Here is a 23,378-nt window from a genome sequence, read left to right as displayed (position 1 = left end):
GTCAGCGCTTTTCAGCCGTCCGCAGGACGTAGCCCACGCCGCGCTTGGTCTGGATCAGGGCCGGCGCCTCGGGGTCGATGTCCACCTTCCGCCGCAGGTAGGAGATATAGGACTCCACGATGGACGCGTCGCCGTTGAAGTTGTACTCCCAGACGTGGTCCAGTATCTGCGACTTGGACAGGACCCGGTTGGGATTGAGCATGAGGTAGCGCAGGAGCTTGAACTCGGTGGGGGAGAGCTCAATGACGGTGCCGCCGCGCCGCACCTCGTGGGCGTCGTCGTCGAGTTCGAGGTCGTCCACGCGGATGACCGCGTCGTCGTCGAGCAGGGGCTGCGTGCGGCGGAGCACGGCCCGGATCCTTGCCACCACTTCGTCGAGGCTGAAGGGTTTGGTGACATAGTCATCGCCGCCCACCGTCAGGCCGGTGACCTTGTCCTCCGTGTCATCCTTGGCGGTCAGGAAGAGAACGGGGAAGTGCTTGCCCGAGGCGCGAAGCCGCCGGGTCACGGTGAAGCCGTCCATGTCGGGGAGCATGACGTCCAGCACGGCCAGGTCAGGGGCGTGGGTGTCGGCCGCGGCGAGGGCGTCGCGGCCGTTTGCGGCGGAAACCACTTCAAAGCCGGCGAACCGCAGCGACGTGGAGAGGAGCTCGCGGATGTTGGGTTCATCATCGACGACGAGCAGCCTGGCTTCTGGACCGTTCTTGTTCATGCTCCCATCATGCTCCCAGTCTCTGGGAGTTGTCTGGATATTGCTTGTGAGCATGATGGAGATGGGCTTGCGGTTACCAGCCCATGGTTCCCGGCTCGCCCTTGAACGGGCCCACCACACGGGCGGTGATCCAGCCGCCGTAGAAGCGGCCGGGCTGCGGCTTGACCCGCTCTCCATCCACTTCGCAGTAGTCCATCCGGCCGGGGTAGACGGCCACCCGGTCCGCGAGCGCCTCAAAACCGGACGCGGGGTCAGGATAGGACCAGGCGGCGCTGTCCGCTTCCTTGCCGCCGCCGCGAACGGTCAGGTACTTTGCCGAGCCTTTGAACTCGCAGAAGCTGCTGCCCGAGGCAGGCTCCAGTGCGCCGGCGGCGAATGCAGACTTGGGGACGTAGTACACCGGCGGGTGGCTGGTTTCGAGGACGCGCAGGGAATCGGTCGTATCGAGAATCAACTCACCGCCCAAAACAATGCGTATCCGTTCACTGCTGGGTTCGATCCGCGGGGGCCGGGGATAGTCCCACACGGACTCCTGCCCCGGCCCGGGCACAGCCGGAATGACTCGTATGCTCATGCTTCCAGTGTGCGCTCCGGCGGCTGCTGTGCGCACCGGCGGATTCCTACTCCGAGGCGTGCACGTCCTTCGCGTCCATGATCCGGTAGGCGTAGCCCTGCTCGGCAAGGAACCTTTGGCGCTTGGCGGCGAACTCCTGGTCGAGGGTGTCCCGTGCCACCAGGGAGTAGAAACGGGCGGCCCGGCCGTCCTTCTTGGGCCGCAGGAGCCGGCCCAGCCGCTGCGCCTCCTCCTGCCGGGACCCAAAGGAGCCCGAGACCTGGATGGCCACGGAGGCCTCGGGAAGGTCGATGGAGAAGTTGGCCACCTTGGACACCACCAGGGTCTGCAGCTCCCCGGTACGGAACGCATCAAAGAGCTTCTGCCGGACCTTGACCGAGGTATCACCCTTGATCACGGGCGCCTGCAGCCGCTCCCCAAGGTCATCCAGCTGGTCGATGTACTGGCCGATCACCAGCAGCTGCTCCCCGGAGTGCCGTGCCACCAGTTGTTCCACCACCTGGGTCTTTGACTCCGACGTGGCGCACAAACGGTACTTGTCGGCGTCATCCGCCATGGCATAGGCAACCCGCTCATCCTTGGGCAGGTCCACCCGGACCTCCACGCAGTCCGCCGGGGCGATGTAGCCCTGCGACTCGATGTCCTTCCAGGGCGCGTCATACCGCTTCGGCCCGATCAGGCTGAAGACCTCGCCCTCGCGGCCGTCCTCCCGGACCAGGGTGGCGGTCAGCCCAAGCCGGCGGCGGGCCTGCAGGTCGGCGGTCATCCGGAAGATCGGTGCCGGAAGGAGGTGCACCTCGTCGTAGATGATCAGGCCCCAGTCGTGGCCGTCCACCAGTTCCAGGTGCGGGTAGATGCCGCCGCGCTTGGTGGTGAGCACCTGGTAGGTGGCGATGGTCACCGGCCGGACCTCCTTCAGGGCGCCGGAGTACTCACCCACCTCGTCCTCGGTAAGGGAGGTGCGCCGGAGCAGTTCGTCCTTCCACTGCCGGGCAGCCACCGTGTTGGTGACCAGGATCAGCGTGGTGGTGGAACCGGTGGCCATGGCCGCGGCGCCCACCAGGGTCTTGCCGGCGCCGCAGGGCAGGACCACCACGCCGCTGCCGCCTGCCCAGAAGTTTTCGCTGGCCAGGCGCTGGTACGGCCGGAGCTGCCAGCCGTCCTCGTTGAGCGAAATCAGGTGCGGGGTGCCGTCCACGTACCCGGCGAGGTCCTCCGCAGGCCAGCCGATCTTCAGCAGCAGCTGTTTGAGCTGGCCGCGCTGGGAGGCGTGCACCACCACCGTTTCGCCGTCGATCCTCGGCCCCAGCAGCGGCGCGATCTTCTTGGCCCGGATCACTTCCTCCAGGACGGGGTAGTCGTCGGTGCGCATGACCAGCCCGTGCCGGGGGTCCTTTTCGAGGCGCAGCCGGCCGTACCGGGACATGGTTTCCTCGACATCGATCAACAGGGAATGCGGCACCGGGAAGCGGGAGTATTTCAGCAGCGCGTCCAGCACCTTTTCCGCGTCCAGCCCGGCGGCACGTGCGTTCCACAGCCCAAGCGGGGTCAGCCGGTAGCTGTGCATGTGCTCAGGTGCCCGTTCCAGCTCGGCGAACGGCGCGATGGCGTGCCGGGCCTCGGTGGCGAGTTCGTGGTCCACCTCGAGGAGGATGGTCTTGTCGCTTTGGACAATCAGGGGTCCGTCGGTCACGCGGGGGATTCCTTCACTGGCGCAGTTCCTCTGCCGCCTCGATATCGATAATGCGGTGCACGGACAGGACCCGCTCCGTGTCCTTGGCAGGATCGAAGACGCGGACCCTGCCCCCGCTCACAGAGAGCGGAACAACGACTTCCTGGCTGGCATTCCCCAGGCTGTCCACCACGTTCATGTGGATCCGTTGCTTCAGCCGGATGGCCCTTTGCAGTGCCTCAAGCCCCAGCTGCGTCGCGGCCTCGCTGCCGGCAGCGGTGCCGGGGTGGTGCCCGACGCCGGCACCCGCCTGCCGCAGGACGTCCAGTTGGGCGTCGACTTCCTCCGCCGGGGGCGCCATCCGCGGGGCGGTGTAGACGGGGCGGGAGGTTTCCTGCGGCGTGGAAGGGCGGCGCAGATGCGTGACCGGTTCGGCCCCGTCCACGGACGGGGACAGGCCCAAGCTGCGAAGCGCGGCGGCGAGTTCACGCGGCGGCGACGAGGAGGCCACCACCGTGGGTGAGAGGCTGACCAGGCCCAGCTGGGTGGCTTTCGGTCCAGCCAGCAGCTCGCGCAGGGCCGCTTCATCGTCGCTTTGGATGAAGCTGGCGGCCTGGCCCACGCGGAGGCTGCCGTGGCGGGAGGCCGTGTCCTCCACCAGGTACTCCAGCGGCTGCGGTAGGGCGGTGGCCGAGTGTTCACGGAGAAACGCCAGCAGGCCGGAGGCGTCGTAGCCGTGGTCGAGTGCCCGCTTGATGGTCTCCGCGGAGAACCGGTAGATGGTGGCCGGTCCCTGGCCCTCCGCGTCGGCCATGACCAAGAGCTTTTCGGTCAGGGCCGGGGCGAGGTAGCCCGGCGCAACGGCTGTGAGGTCCGCCTGCAGCAGCACGTGGTTCAGGGCTGCAGGCAGGTGCTCGCCCAGGATGGCAATGGCAGCATCCGGGTTGTCCTCGGCGATGGCGCTGCCCAGCTGGCTCAGGGCACCCGAACCCACCAGGCCCAGTATTTCGGCTTCGGCGAGGACCCCGCGGATCAGCGAGCTGAACCGCCTGGCCATCCGCGGCTGCGACCACTCCGCGCGCTGCAGGACGGCGGCGGCGTCCAGAACGGGCGCCGCACCGTCGGCCGCAGGCGCCTCCTGGGTGAGCTCGTGCAGGATCTCGAGGATCCGCTTGCGGACCACGGGAGCGTCGGGCCGCTGCGCTCCGGCGGACAACGCGGCGATGGTGGTTCCCGACGCCGAGCGCCCGGCCGGTGTGCCCGGAGCCGAATTCACCGGCTGGCCCACCATCGAGGGCACGCGCTCGCTGGCCAGCCAGGCGTTCACCAGCCACAGCCATTGTTCCTGCCGGGGAAGGACCAGCCATTCCAGCTGCGGCGGCTGCACCCATGATGAGGAGTCGACATCGAGCCGGATGAGGCCGGCCAGCCCGCACAGCTCCAGCAGCAGGTTCACCCTGCCCTGGTCAACCCGCAGGTGCTCGGCCAGGCGGCGGATTTCGCGGACTCCCACGCCTCCGCTGCGCAGCGTTGCCAGCGGATGTTCCTTGACCGCGTGGAGCAGCTCGGCGGCCAGCCGCAGGGTGTCCGAGATGGCGCTCAGGGCCGCATTCCGGCGCAGCGCGGCCGTGGTCCGGCCCAGCTCGGGGACCGGTGGCGCAAGGGTGAAGTCGTTGATGATCGCGCCGCCGCGCAGGGCCAGTCCCACGCTGTGGGGCAGTTCCACGTGGGCGGCGTCGAGCGGAACCAGCAGCCCGCGGGCGAGGAGCCAGTCAACGGGCCCGACGTCGGCCCCCTCCGTGGTGACCGACGCTTTCCGCTGTGCCTGGGGGACGGCACCCATGGCCCAGTTCCGGAACCTGGCGAGCAGCGCCGTCGTCCGTTCCGGGGCGCCGGCGAGGATGTCCTGCAGTGCCTCGGGGGAGGACGTCCAGTGCTGAAGGGCCAGGGCAGCCTCCATGGGCGTGGTGGCTTCGTGGATTGCGAACCCGCTGCGGTGCAGTTCGGACACCAGCTGTACCGCCCGCTGGGCGAAGGCGGGTTGCAAGCGGACCAGTTCGGTATAGCTGCGGCCCAGGCCGGCCGGGTAGATTCCCACCACGTCCTTGAGTGACCCCACCGGAAGGTAGAAGGGCTGGCCGGCGGCCGGGGAAGGGGTGCCGTGCGGGGGAGCGGCGGGGTGCACCAGCGCCAGCTCCTGCAGGGTGCCCAGGATCTGGTTGACTGTGGCCAGGGCGGAGCCGTGGATTAGTTTGTGCACCCCCTCAGCGGAGGCACTGTGCCCGGTGTCGGTGTTGGTGCACAGATGCAGGGTCTCCAGGACCTGCATCTGCGGCCGGTTGAGCCGCTCAAGGGCGCGCTGGACGCTGACGCGGGATGTGGCCCGTGCCGCCAGGGCAGCGAAGTCCGGAACGGAAGGGGAAATGAGGTCCGGCCGCGCGGCGAACAGCGCACGCAACGAATCGTCGCTGCGTGCCTCCAGGTCCTTGCCAAGCGCGCGAATGAGGGACATCAGTCCAACGTTACCGCTGCTGCGTCCTTCCCGCCCGCCGCCGGGCGGCAACACCGTCCAGGACCAGCAGGAGCATCAGGATGAATGCCACCGGGAGGCCGTACAGCGCGGTGTAGGTGACCCAGGCAGGAGCCACCGAGCCGGCGAAGGCAAGCGCCATGACAGCTGCCACGGCTATCAGGGACAGCACGGCAACAACTGCGGCGAGGACCATCAGCGGCCGCCGGTAACGCGAGGGAGTCATGGACGCAACGCTACCGCGCCGGGAACGGCGCGGGTTAAAGCCGGGGCCTTGCGCCTGGGGCGGAACAGCGCTGCCCAACGCATCAATAGGCCATGCGGCAGGATAACCTTGAAGCATACAGACCAACACGGTTTACGTTTGCCATACCCTGAACCCGCACAACAATGCGGATGCGGTGGCAGCGGGCCGTGTCTCATGACAGCAGAACGAAGAAGGTTGATTACGTGCCTACCGGCAAGGTCAAGTGGTATGACAAGGACAAGGGCTTTGGGTTCCTGGCGGGCGAAGACGGCCAGGAGGTTTTCCTGCCCAAGTCGTCGCTGCCCGAGGGCGTTACGGAGCTGAAAGCCGGCACCCGCGTGGAGTTCGGAGTGGCGGACGGGCGCAAGGGTGCCCAGGCCCTGGGCCTGCGGGTACTGGACAAGACCCCTTCCATCGCCAAGGCCAAGCGTCCCAGCGCCAAGGACCTCGCCCCCCTGGTGCAGGACCTGGTGACCGTCCTGGACAACCTGTCCGGGACCCTGTCCAAGGGCAAGTACCCGGACGGCAACAAGGGCAAGGCCATTGCTGCCGCCCTCCGCAAGGTCGCCGACGAGCTGGACGTTTAGGCGCCCATGACTCCCGATTCTGAACAGCCGGGCACGCCAGTGCAGGAGCAGGCTGCCAAGACTCCGCCCAAGCGCAAGGCCGGCGTGCCCGTGTGGCGCACGGGCAAGCCGGATGCTTTCCTGGCTGCTGCGGTGGACACTGCCCGGGCCGCCGTGGAGGGCATCACGCCGGCGGCGACCGTCGGCGCGCACCTGGCGGCCAAGAGCGAGGGCGACCGGCTGGTCACGCACCTGTTCGAGTCCAGGCTGCCCGGTTACGCAGGATGGCAGTGGTACGCGGTATTGACCCGCAACTCGCGCTCCAAGGTGGTCACCGTCAACGAGCTGGGCCTGCTTCCATCCGAGGATTCGATCCTCGCCCCCGAGTGGGTGCCGTGGGCCGAACGCGTCCGCCCCGAGGACCAGCAGCAGGAGGAGGACCAGCAGCAGGAGTCCGAAGCCGACAGCGGGGAAGCAGCCGCCCCCGAAGCAGCCCGGCCTGCAGCGGACGGCCAGGAAACAGCGGAAGCGGCGGAGGATTCCACGGACGACGCCGGCACGCAGCCGGGAGCCTGACCGCACCTTTGCCGGGAAACCGGCCAGCCCTTGCGGGCGACAACGAAAACGGCGCCGTCCGGGAAGAACCCGGGCGGCGCCGTCGTACGTTACCTGTAGCTGCTGCCGTACCTACTTGCGCAGCTCGCCCACAACGTAGTCGATGCTGGACAGCAGGGCGGAGACATCGCTGGGCTCGATGGCCACGAAGGTGGCGATGCGGAGCTGGTTGCGGCCCAGCTTCCGGTAGGGCTCAGTGTCCACGACGCCGTTGGCGCGCAGGACCTTGGCAACAGCCGCGGCATCAACCGACTCGTCGAAGTCGATGGTGGCGATGACGTTGGAGCGTTCCTCCGCCTTGGCCACGAACGGGGTGGCAAAGTCGGAGGCCTCGGCCCAGCTGTAGATGCGTCCGGCCGAGTCAGCTGTGCGCGCTGCGGAAAAGTCCAGGCCGCCGTTGGAGTTCAGCCACTGGACCTGGGCGTCCAGCGTGACCAGCGTGGACAGCGAGGGCGTGTTGTACGTCTGGTTGAGGCGGGAGTTGTCGATGGCGGTCTGGAGATCCAGGAAATCCGGGATCCAGCGGCCGCTGGCCTTGATCCGTGCAGCACGCTCGATGGCGGCGGGGGAGAACAAGCCAAGCCACAGGCCGCCGTCGGAAGCAAAGTTCTTCTGCGGGGCAAAGTAGTAGACATCGCTCTGTGCAACGTCCACGTCCAGGCCGCCGGCCGCGGAGGTGGCGTCAACCAGGACCAGGGAGCCTTCGTCGGCTCCGGCTACCCGCTGGACCGGGGCGGCCACGCCGGTGGAGGTCTCATTCTGCGGCCAGGCGTAGACGTCCACCCCGGCCTCTGCCCGGGCTGCAGGGCGCGTGCCCGGCTCTGACGTGATAATCGAGGAGGCATCCAGGAAGGGCGCCTTGTTGGTGGCCGAGGCGAACTTGGAGCCGAACTCGCCGAAGGACAGGTGCTGGGCCTTCTTCTCGACGAGCCCGAAGCTCGCGATGTCCCAGAACGCCGTGGAGCCGCCGACGCCGAGGACTACCTCATAGCCCTCCGGGGCGCGGAAGAACTGGTTCAGCCCTTCCCGGACCGATCCAACCAGGTTCTTGACGGGCGCCTGGCGGTGGGACGTGCCGAGGATGGTCTTGGACGCTGCTGCCAGGGCATCGATCTGTTCCTGGCGGACCTTTGACGGGCCGGCGCCGAACCGCCCGTCCTTGGGCAGGAGGTCGGCGGGGATCGTGATGCTGGTGTCGCTCACAGGTGCTCCAATTCGGCGGGGACGAAAGCTTTGGTCCGGACGGGCGGGTTAAAGGTGGCCGGTGGCGCGCAGTGGCTGCGCAACAGGGCCTTCCCCATTCTGCCTGAATGGCAGTGGGGGCGGGAGCCGGAGGGATCAAAGTCCAGACAATGAGACGCGCCGCACGCTGTCAGGCTGCCCGGGGCGCGGCTATTCGGACAAAGTCAAAATAGGCTAAGCTGGCCCCCGGACTACCTCGCGGCAAGAGGCGATACGGTGGGACAACGCAAGGTACTGCGCTCGAGGAGCTGAGCTGGATGACGGATCTGATCGACACTACGGAGATGTACCTCAGGACCATCCTGGAGCTTGAGGAAGAGAACATCGTTGCCCTCCGGGCCCGTATCGCCGAGCGCCTGCGCCACTCGGGCCCCACCGTGTCCCAGACCATCGGCAGGATGGAACGCGACGGACTGGTTGTCGTCTCCGGTGACAGGCACCTGGAACTCACGGATACGGGCCGCAAGCGGGCCACCGAAGTCATGCGCAAGCACCGGTTGGCCGAGCGCCTGCTGGCCGACGTCATCGGACTGGACTGGGCCTACGTGCATGACGAAGCCTGCCGCTGGGAACATGTCATGAGCGAGCGTGTTGAGCGGCGCATTTACGAGATGCTGGACCATCCCACGGAATCGCCCTACGGCAACCCGATCCCCGGCCTCGCGGCGCTGGGCGGACAGCCGGCCACCGGGTTGGCCGACGGCGCCATCAGCCTGGTCGAGGCAATGAAGAGTTATGCGCCCGCCTCCGTGGTGACCATCAGCCGGTTGGCGGAACCGATCCAGGTGGAACCGGAACTGCTGGCGCAACTGGACGAAGGCGGAATCCGGCCCGGGGCTGCCGTAGGCCTGGAGCGCGTGGGGGATTACATCTCCGTGCGCGTCTCCGGAATCGAAGGCGCACTGGAGCTCCCGCCCGAGGTTGCAGCCCACGTTTTTGTCGCCATGCGCCGGTCCTGAGGCGGGCCCTATAGCCCAGCGCCGTCGTTCCACGCAAAGATAACGGAATTGTTACCTAGGGTCTTAAGGCCCTATAGTGGAACCAATCGTTGATACTTAAGCGTTACCCGATCCGGAGCCGAGCTCTGCCAGCGGATCGGGTGCACGAGTCGTTACTGGCAGAGGCGGGGGAACCACAAACGGCAGCGGGGGGCTGCCTTGGGGTGAAGTCCGTCAGCAGCAAGCCTCTCCAGTGAAGGATTCTTCCGGGAACACCCCTGTGCAGAAGCTTGCCCTGACGGGCCGGGTCTTTGATCTCTCTGACCCGAATCCGACAGCTAACTCCGCAGGCTTTTCCAGAGAGGAACCCTTCTTGACCATGCAGACCTCCCGGGGCCGGCGCCGCGCGGCCGGCACCCCTTCGGCACCCCGGGTTGTCGAAGATGTCGCAGCGGAGCGCCCCCGTGATCTGCATCGCGACGCGCGCCGGCGCCGGGGTCCGTTCCGGCAGGTGACGGAGTTTGCCGCCGCCAGCGGTATCGGCCAGAAAGCTGGAATCGCCCTGGCCGCCACCGGCCTGGTGCTGACGGTCACGGTGCCCGCCACCAGTCCTGTCATGGCAACGGACGCGTCAGGCAACGCGCCGTTGGCGGCCTCCGCCGTCAGTCCCCAGATTTCCGCTGATATCGGGGCCCAGATCGACTTCAGCCGCTCAGCCGTAGTGACCCAGGCCGACCCCGACGGGAAGCTGAAGCAACTCCTGAGCGCCCAGTCCGCCGGTTCCGTAACGCGGGCCGCGTCGGCCGGTACCCTGGCCGCGCCGCTGGCCTCGCTCACCACTGCGTCACCCTTCGGTTACCGGGTGAGCCCGATCACCGGTGGCTCCGGGGACTTCCACCGCGGCCAGGACTTCGTGGCCCAGTGCGGAACCTCCGTCCTTGCTGCCGCGACGGGCACCGTGACCTTCGCGGGCTGGCACCAGTTCGGCGGCGGAAACCGGGTGGTCATCGACCACGGCAACGGGCTCGAGACTACCTACAACCACCTGTCGTCCTTCAACGTCAAGGTGGGCCAGACGGTCTCCCGGGGCGACGTTGTGGCGCTCAGCGGCACGACAGGGGCGTCCACCGGCTGCCACCTGCACTTCGAGGTGCAGGTCAACGGCGAAGTGGTCGACCCGATGGGCTGGCTGTAACCAAATGATTGACCACTCTCAGATCGCATCCACGCGCTGTGACCTGAATGTGACATTGAAAGAAAACTGCTGTACCGTCTAACTCGCGTCAACTTTTCCGAAGTTGACGCTCTTGAGTGGATTGCCTAACTCTGCCACCGCTCAAGGTCCGTTCGCATTTCATCGTCTGGCAGGGGCGGGGGAACCAATTTTGGCCTTCACGTTCAGAAGGCCTTGGGGTTAAGTCACGAGCTTCCCAGGAAGCAGTGTGGCCGGGTGACTCCCATCCGAATCCGACAGCTCACCTCGCAGGCATTGGGAGAGGCTACCTTCGTGTCTTCACGCCATAATTCTGCGCGCCACCGTGCGCAAACGGTTCGCACCAGCCCCTTGGACGCCGTGTCCAAGGCCGTGAGTGCAAATGCCGGGCCCGTAGGCCGCCAGGCTGCCGTTGTGGCAGCGGCGTCGGGCCTCATCCTGAGCATGGGCCTGCCGGCCACCGCAGCAGACACCACCGCTGGTGTCTCTGCCTCCACCGAGTCCGGTTCGGCCCAGACGGCCCTCGCTGTCACCGCCGCCCCGACGGCCACGGTTTCCTTCGAGCGCCCCGTCGTCAAGACCACCGCCGCTCCAAAGGTGGAAGCGGTGCGTACCCAGTCCACCGCTACGGCCGAACGCGCTGCCACGGCCACCGCAGGCCAGGACGCTGCCCCGGCCGCGAAAGCCGCAGAGACCGTATCCGCGGCAACGTCCGGCATTGCAGCCATCGCCTACACCGGCATCGGACACTCCTACGTGTGGGGCGGCACCAGCCCCGTCACCGGCTGGGACTGCTCCGGGTTCGTTCAGTGGGTTTACGCCCAGGCCGGCATCAGCATCCCCCGCACCAACGCGTGGAACATCATGACCCCCACCTCCACCCCGCAGCCTGGCGACGTTGTCGTCCAGAACGGCGGCGCGCACGTGGGCATCTACGTCGGCAACGGCATGATGATCAGCGCACTCAACCCGTCCCAGGGCACGCTGCTGCACTCGCCTGCAGCCACCGGTACCTCGTCGTACTACCACCTCAACAAGTAGTTCTTGGACTTCATGCTCCAAGGGCTATTTCTTTGCCCAAAGCCTTTTCGCTAGAAACCACATCCCCGTTCGGGATGCGCCGGCGTACCCCCAAGATGCCGGCGCGTCCAGTTCCCTTTGCCTGCCTACACGCGGTCCGAAGGAAAAACGAAAGAGAGAACTCATGACGACTCGTGCTACCGCACGGCACCGCGCCGAGGTCACCAAAACCAACTCGATCGCAATCATTGCCAAAGCTGTCAGCGACAACGCCGGTGGCATGGGCCGCCAGGCTGCTGTTATCGCCGCGGCTTCCGGCCTGGTCCTGACCAGCGGAATTGCTGCGAACGCTGCCGACGCCAACGTCAAGCGCGATTCCGCTCCGGCATCCCAGCTGGAGGTTGAATCGGTCGTTGATGCTCCTATCTCCGCGGCTTCCACCATCGCCATCAGCTACGAGAAGCCTGCCGTCACCACCACGCCGGCTCCCGTCGCCGAGCCTGAGCCCCAGGTGGAGGTGCAGGAGGCTGCACCTGCTGCCCAGCCCGCTGCCGCTCCCAAGGTCACGGCCAAGGTTGCCACCGCTGCTGCTCCGGCTGCTCCTGCAGCCCAGGCTTCCGCGAGCGGGAAGGGTGCAGCCATTCTCTCCGCCGCCTATGCCCAGCTTGGCGTGCACCAGGACTGCACCATGCTGGTGACCAACGCCTTGGCCGCCGTTGGCATCCACTTCCATGACTGGCCTGCCGGCTACCTGTCACTGGGTGACACCGTGCCCATGTCCCAGGCCCAGCCCGGCGACCTCCTGTACTACGCTGATGGCGGCGGCGGCATGGCCCACATTGCCGTCTACGCCGGAAATGGCATGGCCGTGCACGGCGGCTACAACGGCAACGACACCGTGGTCTTCAGTGCCAATGTTGGTTCCGGACCCGTTGCCATCCGCGTAAGGTAACATTTTTCGTGCCGGCCTGAACCAGCGTCGGCCACGAATTGCAGCAAAGGACCCCTGCCGGAAGGCGGGGGTCCTTTTCGTTTTGAGCCTTCCGCGCCCGCATGGCTGCCTGTCCTTGTCTTTGGGGCTGGAACGGGCCCAGGGGCCGCGATTACCCGATTCTGCACTTCTTTGCTTACTCTTGTGATGTCGATCCATAGCCCGGACATGCCGGGGGCAGCCGGCCCTCGTGCCCCTGACGGGTGCGGCCGTGAAGAGGTAAGTGCATGCGCACTCTCGTTCTGAATGCTGGATATGAACCGCTGGCGGTAATCACTTTCCGCCGGGCGCTGGTGCTTGTGCTCACGGGCAAGGCAAGCGTGGTGGCCGAAGGGGACGACCCCGTGGTAGGCCCCACCGACGTACTGGGCCGCCCGTCCGTTATTCTCCTCAACCGCTACATCCGGCCCCGGTACAACCACTCCACGGCAGTCAGCCGCAGGGGTGTGCTCCGCCGCGACGGGCATAAATGTGCTTACTGCGGCAAAGCCGCGCACACGATCGACCACGTGCACCCGAAGTCACGGGGCGGGGCCGATTCATGGGAGAACCTGGTGGCTGCCTGCCTGCGGTGCAACAACGTCAAGGGCGACCACACTCCCGCTGAAATGGGTTGGACCCTTCGGTTCGTTCCTGAACCCCCGCACGGAATGATCTGGCAGATCAAGGAGCTTGAGAAGCCGACGCCCGCCTGGGATCCGTTCCTGCTGCCGGAGCGCGCTGCCTGATTACCTGCGCTGCATCACCACCTGCCCCGTGTGGCCAAGGCGCTCCCCGGCCACCTGCCGGTCACCTGACCCTATGATCCAGCCCCGGTCTGCGGCTTTGGCTGCCCGGTACCGTGTTGATCTATAGGCTGGGGGAGTGCAAGAGAACAGGTTGGCTTTCGACGCCTTGATCCTGGCCGGAGGGCGGTCATCCCGGCTGGGCGGCGTGCCCAAGCAGTCGCTTGTCTTCCAAGGTCAGACCCTGCTTGAACGTGCCATCGCCGCGGCGGAAGGTGCGCGGCACACCGTGGTTGTCGGCGATGCGGGGTCCCTGCCGGACGGGGCCCTGGCCGCCGGCCTGCTGCGCCCGCCGACCAGGCCTTCCCGCCTGCTGATGTGCCGGGAGGAGCCGCCGTTCGCTGGTCCCGCAGCTGCGATTGCCGCGGGCCTGGACGCCCTGGCCAGGAACGGCGAAGAGGCTCCCTACTCCCTTGTGCTGGCCTGCGACATGCCGCTGGCTTCCCTGGCGGTGACAGCGCTGCGGGATGTACTGGCGCAATCCGCTGCCGCAGGGGGTGGCGGGGACGGCGTGATCGCCTGTGCCCAGGACGGCCGCGTGCAGCCGCTGGCAGGTTTATACGGCACGGCTGGGTTAACAAAAGCCTGCAGGAACCTCGCTTCCCGCAACGCCCTGGTCAACGGCTCTGTCAGGGCGCTCCTTGCTAGTCTGGACGTGCAGCTTGTCACAGTCCCCGCCGGGTCCACTTCCGATGTGGATACCTGGGACGATGCTGCCGCGCTGGGGGTTGCCGCCGGGAAGCAGCGCGTATGCCAGGACCGGCAAGCGGGCGGAGACAACGTGGGAGGCAAGTCGTGAAAAGCCAGGACGAGACGCTGGAAGAGTGGTGCAGGGCGCTGCTCCAGGCATACAAGCTTGAGGATGCCCAGGTGGATGTCAATGCCGTACTGTCGCTTGCCGGCGTCGCTGCCCATGCGGTTGTCCGCCCGGCCGCGCCATTGACCACCTTCATCGCAGGCTTCGCAGCGGGACTGGCTGCCGCTCCAGGCAGGGAAATGGACGCAGCTTCGATGGACGCCGCGCTGGCCGTTGCCCGTTCACTGGCCGCAGACTACGACGCTGAAGCCGCCGGGACCGCCGGCGAATGACAGCAGAACCCCACGACGATCCGGAGGCGCCGCCGGGCAGTGAAGCAGAGGCGCACCCGGTTACAACTGAACAGGGGCATGCTGACCACCACCATGCGGCCCACACCTGGGAAGAGGCGCGGCAGGCTGCGTTCGATGCAGCCACGCCCATTCCCCCCGGACCGGTGGGGCTGCGGATAGCCGTGGGCCGCAAACTTGACCGGGACATCGTGGCCCTTCAGGACATGCCCCACTACGCGTCCTCAGCGATGGACGGCTGGGCAGTCAATGGAAGCGGCCCGTGGATTCCGGTGGAGCCCGGGACCCGGCTGGCACCGCACCAGGCGAGCCCCATTGCCACAGGTGGGCTGATCCCGCCCGGGGCCAAGGCTGTTCTGCGCACCGAGAATGCCGTCCTCGGCCAGGACGATGAGGGGCTCCCCGTCCTGATGACCGGCGGCAAGGCGCGACCCGGCGAGCCCCGCGCGGGGGAGCACATCAGGAAGGCCGGGGAGGAAGCCCTGGAAGGGGACACCCTGGTCAAGGCGGGGGTGGAACTCAACCCGGCACACCTGGCCCTGGCCGCCCTGGCCGGCTACGACGAAGTGCAGGTCCAGGGGAAGCCGGTGGTCCGGCTGGTGCTGACCGGGTCAGAGGTGGTTGAGCACGGCACGCCCGCCCCCGGCCAGGTGCGCGACACATTCGGCCCGCAGTTGCCGGACGTCGTTGCCATGCTGGGCGGCATCGCCGGCGGCCAGCAGCGGATCGGCGACTCCTACGCCGAATGGCTGGCGGCGCTTGAGGACGTACTGCCTGAGGTACCCGACGCTCCGGACCTGCCTGCCGACGTCGTCATCACCACCGGGGGCACTGGACGCTCGGGAACTGACCACCTCCGGCGGGCAGTGGCTGAACTCGGCGGCCGGCTCATCATCGACGGCGTGGCAATGCGGCCCGGACATCCGGCGGTTCTCGCGGAACTTCCGGACGGCCGCTTTGTCCTGGGACTTCCAGGCAACCCGCTGGCGGCCATGATGGCCCTCTCCACCGTGGGGGCTCCGCTGCTGGCCGCACTGGGGCACCGCGCCATGCCCCCAGTGGAGGAGGTGCCGTGCGGGACGATGATCGAGCCGGACCCCGGACGCACCCGCCTGATGCCGTTCCGGCTGCTGTACGGCATGGCCTCCCCGGCGCAGCATACGGGACCGGGCATGATGCGCGGGCTCGCCGCCGCCGACGGGGTACTGGTGGTGCCGCCGCACGGAGTCCAGCTGGGCGAAGTGGTGCCCGCCTTCGCGCTGCCGTGGGGGCCGCCCATTCCCCGTCCCCGCGAAGGGGGCGCAAAACCCCGAAGCAATGCCCGCACCGGCCAGCCCAAGGCCAAACCGGCACCCAGCGGGCCCGTCGACTGGAGCGCACTCCTGGGCTAAGGGGCCAGGCAGCTGGGGCTGGAGCGCTCGGGCCAAGCGCCCCGGGCTGCGCCTTTTGGGCAAGGGGAGGCTCTGTTGGTGCCATGATGGAGTAATGAACAGGCAGGGTGGAACATGGGACGAGTGACCCAGCGCCGCAAGGTGCACAAGTATCTTCTGGACGGTTCTCCGGCCGCCCTGGAGTACCCGGTCCGGCACCGCGAAGATGTCCTCGCCGTGGAGGAACCGCTGGAAATCCGGCTGGGCAGGCTTTCCTACTCTGTCACCATGCGGACACCCGGCGACGACTTTGACCTGGTGGCCGGATTCCTGGTGTCCGAGGGCGTTATCTGGGCGCCCGAACAGCTGGTGTCGCTGCGCTTCTGCGCCGGCGAGGACGAAAACGGCGTCCAGACATTCAACGTGGTGGAGGCCCAGTTGCGGCCGGACGTCCCACTCCCCGACACTGGCCGCAGGGTCTACACGTCCAGCTCCTGCGGCATCTGCGGAACGGACTCCATCGAAGCTGTCCAAAAGTCCTCCCACCACAGTCCTCAGGCGGACCCGCTGACGTTGGACGCCAAGGTCCTGGCCTCCCTGCCGGGGCTGCTGCGCGAGTCCCAGCGCGTCTTTGACGATACCGGCGGAGTACACGCGGCGGGCCTGTTCAGGATCGACGACGACGGCGAGCCACGGCTCCTGTGCCTGCGGGAGGACGTGGGACGGCATAACGCCGTGGACAAAGTGGTGGGCTGGGCGCTGCGCGAAGGCCTCCTGCCGTTGGCCGGGACAGTCCTCCAGGTGTCCGGCAGGGCGTCCTTCGAACTGGTGCAGAAAGCCTCGCTCGCCGGAATTCCCGTCCTGGCAGCCGTCAGTGCCCCTTCCAGCCTTGCCGTGGAACTGGCAGAGGCGAACGGGCTGACGGTGGCGGGATTCAGCCGGGGCGCCAGTTTCAATGTCTACGCCGGGAACGCCCGGATCCTGAGGCCCGAAGCGGCCGTTCCAAGAACGTAGGGGTGCCGACACCTGGGACGGTCCGCTGGATGTGCCCAGGGGGTTGGATGCAGTGCTGCCAGCGGGTAGATTTGTCCATCGAATGGACGCGATGATCCAGTCTCCAGCCTAAAGAGGACCTATATTGCATGACGACCGCAGGATCACGGAAGTCCGCCTCGCGAGATTTGTGCGCGAGCGCATTGTCCCTGCCGTTTACAGCAGGACAGTCCCGCTTACCCTGAGCAGCTGGGAAGTGCCCGGTGAACCGGTCCCCGCGCTCGAGGCGATGAGGCAGGAGTTCCAGCCGCAGGAGCACGGTGCGCCCTGGGGACGGCCGTGGGGCACCACGTGGCTGCGGCTTCAGGGGGAAGTGCCCGAATCCTGGGGCGGCGGCCCGGACACCACCGTGGAGGTGGTGGTGGACCTGGGGTTCACCACAGAAGCGCCCGGGTTCCAGTGCGAAGGCATCGCCTGGCGGTCCGACGGCAGCATCATCAAGGCAATATCGCCCCGCAACCAGTACATCCCGCTCAAGCTGCTGGGCAGCGGCATGGCGGTGGACTTCTACGTGGAAGCGGCTGCGAACCCGGACATGGCGCAGGGCTGGACCTTTGCCGCTACCCCGCTGGGGGACAAGGCAACCGCCGGGGACGCCCCGCAGTACCGGCTGGGAAACATCGCCATCGCCGAACTGAACCAGAGCGTGTGGGAACTCCAGCAGGACATCTGGACCCTTGCAGGCCTCATGGAGCAGCTTCCGGTCGAGCTCCCGCGCCGCCACGAGATCCTCCGGGCACTCGAACGCATGATGGACGTGATGGACCCGGACGATGTTGCCGGAACCGCCGCCGCCGGACGGCGGGCGCTCGCCGGCGTCCTGGCCAGGCCGGCGTACGCTTCGGCGCACCAACTGGTCGCCACGGGGCATGCGCACATCGACTCCGCCTGGCTGTGGCCGGTCCGGGAAACCATCCGCAAATGCGCCAGGACGTTCTCCAACGTGGTGGCCCTGATGGATGAAGACCCAGGCTTTGTCTTCTCCTGTTCGTCGGCCCAGCAGTTGGCCTGGATCAAGGAGCAGTACCCGGACCTGTTCAGCCGGATCCGGGAAAAGGTCCGGGCGGGGCAGTTCGTCCCGGTCGGCGGCATGTGGGTGGAGTCGGACACCAACATGCCCGGCGGCGAAGCCATGGCCCGGCAGTTCGTCGAGGGCAAGGGCTTCTTCCTGGCGGAGTTTGGCATCGAGTGCAGGGAAGCGTGGCTCCCGGATTCGTTCGGCTACAGTGCGGCCCTGCCGCAGATCGTGAAGGCCGCCGGCAGCCGCTGGTTCCTCACCCAGAAGATCTCCTGGAACCAGACCAACAGGATGCCCCACCACACTTTCAACTGGGAGGGAATCGACGGCACCCGGCTGTTCACCCACTTCCCGCCGGTGGACACTTACAACTCGGATCTCAGCGCCAGGGACCTGGCCCACGCGGAGCGGAACTACCGGGACCATGGCCGCGGCACGGTGTCGCTGGTGCCGTTCGGGTATGGCGACGGCGGCGGCGGTCCCACCCGCGAAATGCTTGCCGCCGCTGCTCGTACGGCCGACCTGGAAGGATCCGCGAAGGTCAGGATCGGCTCCGCGGAAAGCTTCTTCCGGCAGGCCGAGGAAGAGTACCCCGCCCTGCCGGTCTGGGTGGGTGAGATGTACCTGGAGCTGCACCGCGGCACCTACACCAGCCAGGCACGCACCAAGAAAGGCAACCGGCGCAGCGAGCACCTGCTGCGTGAAGCGGAACTCTGGTGCGCCACCGCTGCCGTGCGCGCCGGCGGCGCCTATGACTACCCCGGCGCCGAGCTCAAGCGACTTTGGCAGCTGGTCCTGCTGCAGCAGTTCCATGACATTCTTCCCGGCAGCGCCATTGCCTGGGTCCACCAGGACGCCGAGCGGAACTACCAGGCCATCGAAACTGCCCTCGAGTCACTGATCAACCGCGCCGCTGCGGCCATGCTGGGCTCCGGCGACCGCCAATTCCTGCTCAACGCCGCACCGCATGCCCGGGACGGGGTCCCCGCCCTGGCGGCGGGGGAGCCCGCGTTGAGGCCGGAGCCCGTGCAGGCCACGCCGCACGACGGCGGCTACATCCTGGACAACGGAATCATCCGGGCCGTGGTGGACGCCAACGGACTCCTCTCCTCCCTGCGCGACCACGCCAGCGGCCGCGAAGCGATCGCCCCCGGCCAACACGGCAACCTGCTGGAACTGCACCGGGATACCCCGAATGAGTGGGATGCCTGGGACATCGACGAGTTTTACCGGCGCAACGTCACGCCGCTGGTCCAGGCGGAATCGGTAGGGCTTGCCAGCGAAGGCGGCAGCGCCGTCGTTGTGGTGCAGCGGTTGGCGGGCACGTCGCCGCTGACCCAGCGCCTCACCCTCGCTCCCGGCAGTCCGTCACTGGAAATCACCACCTCGGTGGACTGGCAGGAGCGTGAGAAGCTGCTGAAGCTTGGGTTCGCCCTCGACGTGCGGGCGGACCGCTCGGCGGCCGAGACGCAGTTCGGCCACGTCTTCCGGCCCACCCACACCAACACCTCGTGGGAGGCCGCCAAGTTCGAAATCTGCGCCCACCGGTGGATCCATGTGGGCGAACCCGGCTACGGCGTGGCCGTGTCCAACTCCTCCACCTACGGCCACGACGTGGGCAGGAGCATCAGGGAAGCCGACGGCGGGACCACCACCACGGTGCGCCTTTCCCTGCTGCGGGCACCCAAGTTCCCCGACCCGGACGCAGACCGTGGACAGCACGAGTTGACGGTGGCCATCCGCCCGGGTGCCGATATTGCCGATGCGGTCCAGGAAGGCTACCGGACAAACCTGCGGCCCCGGCTGGTCAGCGGCGCCGCCGGCGTGGAGCCGCTTTTCTGCGTCAGCAATCCTGCCCTGGTCATTGAAGCGGTCAAACAGGCGCAGGACGGTTCGGGCGACGTGGTGGTCCGGCTTTACGAGTCACTGGGGCAGCGTTCCACGGGGAGTATTACGGCGAACTTCCCGGTGCGGGACATTGTGCCCACGGACCTCCTGGAGCGCGCCGCCGAAGCTCCTGGAGTTGAGCCCACCGGCACCGGTGCCGTGCTTACGCTCCGGCCGTTCCAGCTGGTGACGTTGAGGTTTGCCCGGAAGTAGTTGCCCGCCTGTGTGGGCCGGCCCTGCTGATATGGCCTGCTGAAAGGGGCCTTAAACAGGCTGAGTGGGGGCGGTCCCCAACGATCCGCCACCACTCATCCCCCCAATGTGTGCAAAGGCCCCCGGGCCGGCGGCGATTTGGAATTTATCCCCGTTCGAAAGCGCTTGGCGGCCCCGCCTTCACACATTCATGATTGTGTCACAGTCTAATGATTTTGTGAAAGCGGCAGGAGGTTATGTTTCAGAAGATGTCCTCTTGCGGGCCGTGCTGCGGCCGTTGACCACCCTTGCTGCCCAGATCAAGGCTAATCCGACGACGAAGCACAGGATCGCCGTGTAATTGATGATGAACTCAATTTGCCCCAGTTCGGGCGGGATCACCGGAAAGAGTAGCGTGAGGGCAACCGCCGCTCCGCCCAGCGCCAGCAGCCCGGCACCGGTGCGCACCAGGGCAGGAAGCCGGTCCCGCGCCGCCCCCACCAAGGCCGGAACCAAGGCCAGGGCCACATAGGCGGGATAAGCCCGGCCTGCCGCACCGTAGTACTCCACGAGCGCGAAGTGACGGGCGTCTTTCGCGGAAATGGCGCTTAGGCCCGCCGAGGAACCGGCCGTGTCCATCGAGAAGAACAGCGCCACCATAACCGTGGAGATCACCAAGAGAACCAGCATCCCCGTTTTCCCCGTGATATGCCGATAGGCGCCATCTGCACCGAAGCCCCTGGAGATGCGGATGCCCATGAAGTAGATGGCCCCGAAGATCACGAACCGCAGCAGCAGGTTGGCGAGGTTGATCCCTCCCAGCGCCTGGTCGATCACCAGATAGGGACCCTGGATGCTCAACAGGATGGCCAGCGTCATCATGGCAAAAATGCCAAACAGGGAGCGGTTCTCGCCGCGGAGGGTGCTGGGAACGCGGGCCACTGCAACGAATGCGCAGATGGCCAGCGTGGTCCATTGAAGGGTCTCGATCATCCCAGGTTCTCCCAAATCTTTTCTGTCTGCGCCTGGTCCTGCTCCTGCCGGCGCAATACTTTGCCCAGTGCCTGGAGCCTGTCTCCTGCAAGCGCGGTAAGTTCTCCGTCGGAGAGGCTGTCCAGTGCCGCCTGCCGGGCTCCGGGAGGCCAGCCGGCCTCCTCCTCCGTGATGACCCCGGTGGCCACCAGGCCGCCGGCAGGTCCCACCCCGGCCGCCGACGCCGTAGCCATGGCAAGCTCGGGGGACAACCGGTTGGCCGTCAACTGGGCGGAATAGTTTTGCGGGGCCACCCCGGTGGAGGCCGAAACGCGGTGCCGGACCTCGCCGTCGTCAATGGCGTCAACCCAGTTCTTCACGGAAGTGGCGTGCGGGGCGGGGCTGAGGGCGGGAGCCGCTGCTCCCCGGTCGGCATCCATGGCGGGGCGGGCCAGCAGCGCCCGGAGGAGGTCTGCGGTTGAAATCTGGCTCACCAGCTCGTTCCTGGTGGGCGGACGCGGCGGCCCAGCGAGGGCGCTGTAGGCGTCGAACCCGGCCAGTGCCGTGACGGGGTTGATCCTGTAGGCGCGGCTGATGCTGACCACAGTGCTCACGGAGACCTTGCCGCGGACCAGTTGCTGGGCCAGCGTGGTCCGCTTGATCCCCGAGACCCGGCAGACGTCTGCGGTGCTGGCATCTGGTGCGATGCCTTGCAGCCAGCGCTGGAACGCCTTGGCGGAAAGGGTCATGGAGGACTCTCTGCAGAACGGGTGGTGCTGACGATTTTACCGCGCCCGCGTGCGGCGTCCGGCCGGGCGCCGTGTACCTCGGATTTTGTCCATGGCCCACATTCGTCTATAGTTGATGGTCGAGCCCGTTGGTCCGTACACCCCCCAAGTCCGGACCAGCGGGTTCTTCTATGTCCTGCAGCCCCAGCGGCGCCGCGGCCCGCTTTTCGCCGCCTCTGCCGGCCGTCAACGGCTGTCCGGGCAGCGGCGAAAGGACGAATCGATGACTGCAACCCTTGTTGCCAAGGACATCTCCGGCGGGCACGGCCACCGCACGCTTTTTTCCGGGCTCTCGCTCTCAGTGGCTCCCGGTGACGTGGTGGGCGTCGTGGGCGCGAACGGCGCCGGAAAGTCCACGCTGCTGCGGCTCCTCGCAGCTGTGGACCAGCCCCAGCAGGGCTCTGTCAGCCTTGCCCCGTCGGATGCATTTGTGGGTTGGCTGCCGCAGGAACATGAACGCGTTCCGGGTGAAACAGTGGCCGCCTACGTCGCCCGCCGGACCGGCTGCGCGGAAGCCACCCTTGAGATGGAATCCACCGCGGAGGGTTTGGGCTCCGGTGCTCCCGGGGCAGATGATGCCTACGCCCGGGCGTTCGACCGCTGGATGGCCTCCGGCGCCGCCGACCTGGATGACCGCCTTCCTGCCGTGCTTGCAGAGCTGGGTCTGGACGCCGGCCCTGACGCACTCATGACCGGGCTTTCCGGCGGCCAGGCGGCCCGGGTGGCGCTGGCTGCCCTGCTGCTGAGCCGCTTCGATGTGGTGCTCCTGGACGAGCCCACCAACGACCTCGACCTCGCAGGCCTTGCCACCCTTGAAAACTTCGTGACGGGATTGCGCGGCGGGGTGGTCCTGGTCAGCCATGACCGTGAGTTCCTTGCCCGCTGCGTGACCAGGGTGGTTGAGCTGGACCTGGCCCAGAACAGCGTGGACGTGTACGACGGCGGCTACGACGCCTTCCTCGAAGAACGCGCAGTGGCGCGGCGGCACGCGCGCGAGAAGTACGAGGACTTCGCCGCCACCAAGGCAGACCTGGTGTCCCGGGCACGGACCCAGCGTGAGTGGAGTTCCCAGGGCGTCCGCAACGCCATGAAGAAGAACCCGGACAACGACAAGATCCGCCGCGCCGCCAGCACCGAGTCCTCCGAGAAGCAGGCGCAGAAGGTCCGGCAGATGGAATCCCGGATCGCCAGGCTGGACGTGGTGGAGGAGCCCCGGAAGGAATGGCAGCTCCAGTTCAGCATCGGCCAGGCACCCCGCTCCAGCGCCGTCGTCGCCACCTTGCGCAACGTGGTGGCACGCCAGGGCGACTTCACGCTGGGACCGGTCAACCTCCAGCTCAATGGCGGCGAACGGATCGGCATCACCGGCCCCAACGGCGCCGGCAAGTCCACGTTGCTGCGCCTCCTGCTGGGAACCCAGGCCCCGGACGACGGCGACGCCTCCATGGGTGCGTCCGTCGCCGTCGGCGAAATTGACCAGGCCCGCGGCCTGCTGGATGGCAGCCTGCCGCTGGGCGACGCCGTCGAAGCAGTGCTGGCGGACTGGACCGGCGCCGACGTCCGCACGCTCCTGGCGAAGTTCGGCCTCAAAGCCGACCACACGTCGCGGGCCGTGGATTCCCTGTCACCGGGGGAGCGGACACGGGCAGCCCTGGCCCTGCTCCAGGCCCGGGGCGTGAACCTGCTGGTGCTGGATGAACCCACCAACCACCTCGACCTGCCGGCCATTGAGCAGCTGGAAGAGGCCCTTGAAAGCTACGACGGCGCCCTGCTGTTGGTCACCCACGACCGCCGCCTGCTGGAAAACGTCCGACTCGACTATCGGTGGCACCTGGAAAACGGGAACGTCCAGGAACTCCACCACGCTGCTAGCCAGGAGAAATAAC

Annotated in this window: 21 protein-coding genes and 2 riboswitches; of the genes, 13 read left to right on the top strand and 8 right to left on the bottom strand. The window is 67.2% G+C overall.

The window, feature by feature from the left end:
- Position 1: 1 nt before the first annotated feature.
- From ACR65J_RS16795 to ACR65J_RS16775, 5 genes are all read right to left on the bottom strand, one after another.
- Positions 2 to 712, bottom strand: coding sequence for a response regulator transcription factor (locus ACR65J_RS16795; RefSeq protein ID WP_056331118.1), 711 nt, complete (start codon positions 710 to 712; stop codon positions 2 to 4).
- Between the two features lie 73 nt (positions 713 to 785).
- Entirely contained in the window at positions 786 to 1,286 is a 501-nt protein-coding gene (locus ACR65J_RS16790) for a DUF427 domain-containing protein (RefSeq protein WP_440171205.1), read from the bottom strand.
- A gap of 46 nt (positions 1,287 to 1,332) precedes the next feature.
- Positions 1,333 to 2,979, bottom strand: coding sequence for a DNA repair helicase XPB (locus tag ACR65J_RS16785; protein ID WP_440171203.1), 1,647 nt, complete (start codon positions 2,977 to 2,979; stop codon positions 1,333 to 1,335).
- 13 nt (positions 2,980 to 2,992) lie between these two features.
- The gene (locus ACR65J_RS16780) at positions 2,993 to 5,470 is read right to left on the bottom strand and encodes a helicase-associated domain-containing protein (protein WP_440171201.1); all 2,478 of its coding nucleotides are present in this window, start codon (positions 5,468 to 5,470) and stop codon (positions 2,993 to 2,995) included.
- 10 nt (positions 5,471 to 5,480) lie between these two features.
- On the bottom strand, positions 5,481 to 5,714 hold the full coding sequence (locus ACR65J_RS16775; protein WP_440171199.1) for a hypothetical protein: 234 nt from the start codon (positions 5,712 to 5,714) through the stop codon (positions 5,481 to 5,483).
- A gap of 224 nt (positions 5,715 to 5,938) precedes the next feature.
- Between ACR65J_RS16775 and ACR65J_RS16770 the strand changes: the two genes are divergently transcribed.
- Entirely contained in the window at positions 5,939 to 6,322 is a 384-nt protein-coding gene (locus tag ACR65J_RS16770) for a cold-shock protein (RefSeq protein ID WP_018762148.1), read from the top strand.
- A gap of 6 nt (positions 6,323 to 6,328) precedes the next feature.
- A complete protein-coding gene (locus tag ACR65J_RS16765; RefSeq protein WP_440171197.1) occupies positions 6,329 to 6,877 on the top strand; it encodes a DUF3027 domain-containing protein in 549 nt (182 codons plus the stop codon).
- 111 nt (positions 6,878 to 6,988) lie between these two features.
- On the opposite strand, the gene serC is transcribed toward ACR65J_RS16765, so the two are convergent.
- A complete protein-coding gene (gene serC / locus ACR65J_RS16760; protein ID WP_440171195.1) occupies positions 6,989 to 8,119 on the bottom strand; it encodes a phosphoserine transaminase in 1,131 nt (376 codons plus the stop codon).
- 296 nt (positions 8,120 to 8,415) lie between these two features.
- Between serC and ACR65J_RS16755 the strand changes: the two genes are divergently transcribed.
- From ACR65J_RS16755 to ACR65J_RS16710, 10 genes are all read left to right on the top strand, one after another.
- The gene (locus ACR65J_RS16755; RefSeq protein WP_440171193.1) at positions 8,416 to 9,117 is read left to right on the top strand and encodes an iron-dependent transcriptional repressor DtxR; all 702 of its coding nucleotides are present in this window, start codon (positions 8,416 to 8,418) and stop codon (positions 9,115 to 9,117) included.
- Between the two features lie 116 nt (positions 9,118 to 9,233).
- Positions 9,234 to 9,463, top strand: a riboswitch (cyclic di-AMP (ydaO/yuaA leader).
- 12 nt (positions 9,464 to 9,475) lie between these two features.
- Positions 9,476 to 10,291 carry a M23 family metallopeptidase gene (locus ACR65J_RS16750; protein WP_440171243.1) on the top strand — a complete coding sequence of 272 codons (816 nt, stop codon included), beginning with the start codon at positions 9,476 to 9,478 and terminating at the stop codon, positions 10,289 to 10,291.
- A gap of 128 nt (positions 10,292 to 10,419) precedes the next feature.
- A riboswitch (cyclic di-AMP (ydaO/yuaA leader) is annotated at positions 10,420 to 10,599 on the top strand.
- A 70-nt stretch (positions 10,600 to 10,669) separates the two neighbouring features.
- Positions 10,670 to 11,350 carry a C40 family peptidase gene (locus tag ACR65J_RS16745; RefSeq protein WP_440171241.1) on the top strand — a complete coding sequence of 227 codons (681 nt, stop codon included), beginning with the start codon at positions 10,670 to 10,672 and terminating at the stop codon, positions 11,348 to 11,350.
- Positions 11,351 to 11,513: 163 nt separating this feature from the next.
- Entirely contained in the window at positions 11,514 to 12,281 is a 768-nt protein-coding gene (locus tag ACR65J_RS16740) for an NlpC/P60 family protein (RefSeq protein ID WP_440171191.1), read from the top strand.
- Between the two features lie 266 nt (positions 12,282 to 12,547).
- Positions 12,548 to 13,048: an HNH endonuclease gene (locus tag ACR65J_RS16735; RefSeq protein WP_440171190.1), complete on the top strand. Its 501-nt coding sequence runs from the start codon at positions 12,548 to 12,550 to the stop codon at positions 13,046 to 13,048.
- Positions 13,049 to 13,184: 136 nt separating this feature from the next.
- The gene (mobA, locus tag ACR65J_RS16730) at positions 13,185 to 13,904 is read left to right on the top strand and encodes a molybdenum cofactor guanylyltransferase (protein WP_440171188.1); all 720 of its coding nucleotides are present in this window, start codon (positions 13,185 to 13,187) and stop codon (positions 13,902 to 13,904) included.
- Positions 13,901 to 14,194 (top strand): DUF6457 domain-containing protein, encoded by a 294-nt coding sequence (locus tag ACR65J_RS16725; protein WP_440171186.1) that lies wholly within the window; start codon positions 13,901 to 13,903, stop codon positions 14,192 to 14,194. The genes mobA and ACR65J_RS16725 overlap by 4 nt, the downstream gene beginning before the upstream one ends.
- On the top strand, positions 14,191 to 15,603 hold the full coding sequence (locus tag ACR65J_RS16720; protein WP_440171184.1) for a molybdopterin molybdotransferase MoeA: 1,413 nt from the start codon (positions 14,191 to 14,193) through the stop codon (positions 15,601 to 15,603). Before ACR65J_RS16725 ends, ACR65J_RS16720 begins: the two co-directional genes overlap by 4 nt.
- Before the next feature lie 114 nt (positions 15,604 to 15,717).
- A complete protein-coding gene (gene fdhD / locus ACR65J_RS16715; RefSeq protein ID WP_440171182.1) occupies positions 15,718 to 16,596 on the top strand; it encodes a formate dehydrogenase accessory sulfurtransferase FdhD in 879 nt (292 codons plus the stop codon).
- A 124-nt stretch (positions 16,597 to 16,720) separates the two neighbouring features.
- Entirely contained in the window at positions 16,721 to 19,753 is a 3,033-nt protein-coding gene (locus tag ACR65J_RS16710) for an alpha-mannosidase (RefSeq protein WP_440171181.1), read from the top strand.
- 234 nt (positions 19,754 to 19,987) lie between these two features.
- On the opposite strand, the gene ACR65J_RS16705 is transcribed toward ACR65J_RS16710, so the two are convergent.
- Both ACR65J_RS16705 and ACR65J_RS16700 read right to left on the bottom strand, forming a co-directional pair.
- The gene (locus tag ACR65J_RS16705; RefSeq protein WP_440171179.1) at positions 19,988 to 20,725 is read right to left on the bottom strand and encodes a hypothetical protein; all 738 of its coding nucleotides are present in this window, start codon (positions 20,723 to 20,725) and stop codon (positions 19,988 to 19,990) included.
- On the bottom strand, positions 20,722 to 21,453 hold the full coding sequence (locus ACR65J_RS16700) for a hypothetical protein (RefSeq protein ID WP_440171177.1): 732 nt from the start codon (positions 21,451 to 21,453) through the stop codon (positions 20,722 to 20,724). Before ACR65J_RS16700 ends, ACR65J_RS16705 begins: the two co-directional genes overlap by 4 nt.
- Positions 21,454 to 21,715: 262 nt before the next feature.
- Here ACR65J_RS16700 and ACR65J_RS16695 point away from each other — a divergent pair, with 262 nt between their 5' ends.
- Positions 21,716 to 23,377 carry an ABC-F family ATP-binding cassette domain-containing protein gene (locus ACR65J_RS16695; RefSeq protein WP_440171175.1) on the top strand — a complete coding sequence of 554 codons (1,662 nt, stop codon included), beginning with the start codon at positions 21,716 to 21,718 and terminating at the stop codon, positions 23,375 to 23,377.
- The last annotated feature ends 1 nt before the right edge of the window (position 23,378 follow it).

It is taken from the genome of Arthrobacter sp. SAFR-044 (genome assembly GCF_059414985.1).
Note: the sequence above shows the minus strand (reverse complement) of the source record. Positions and strands in the feature narration are given on the sequence as shown.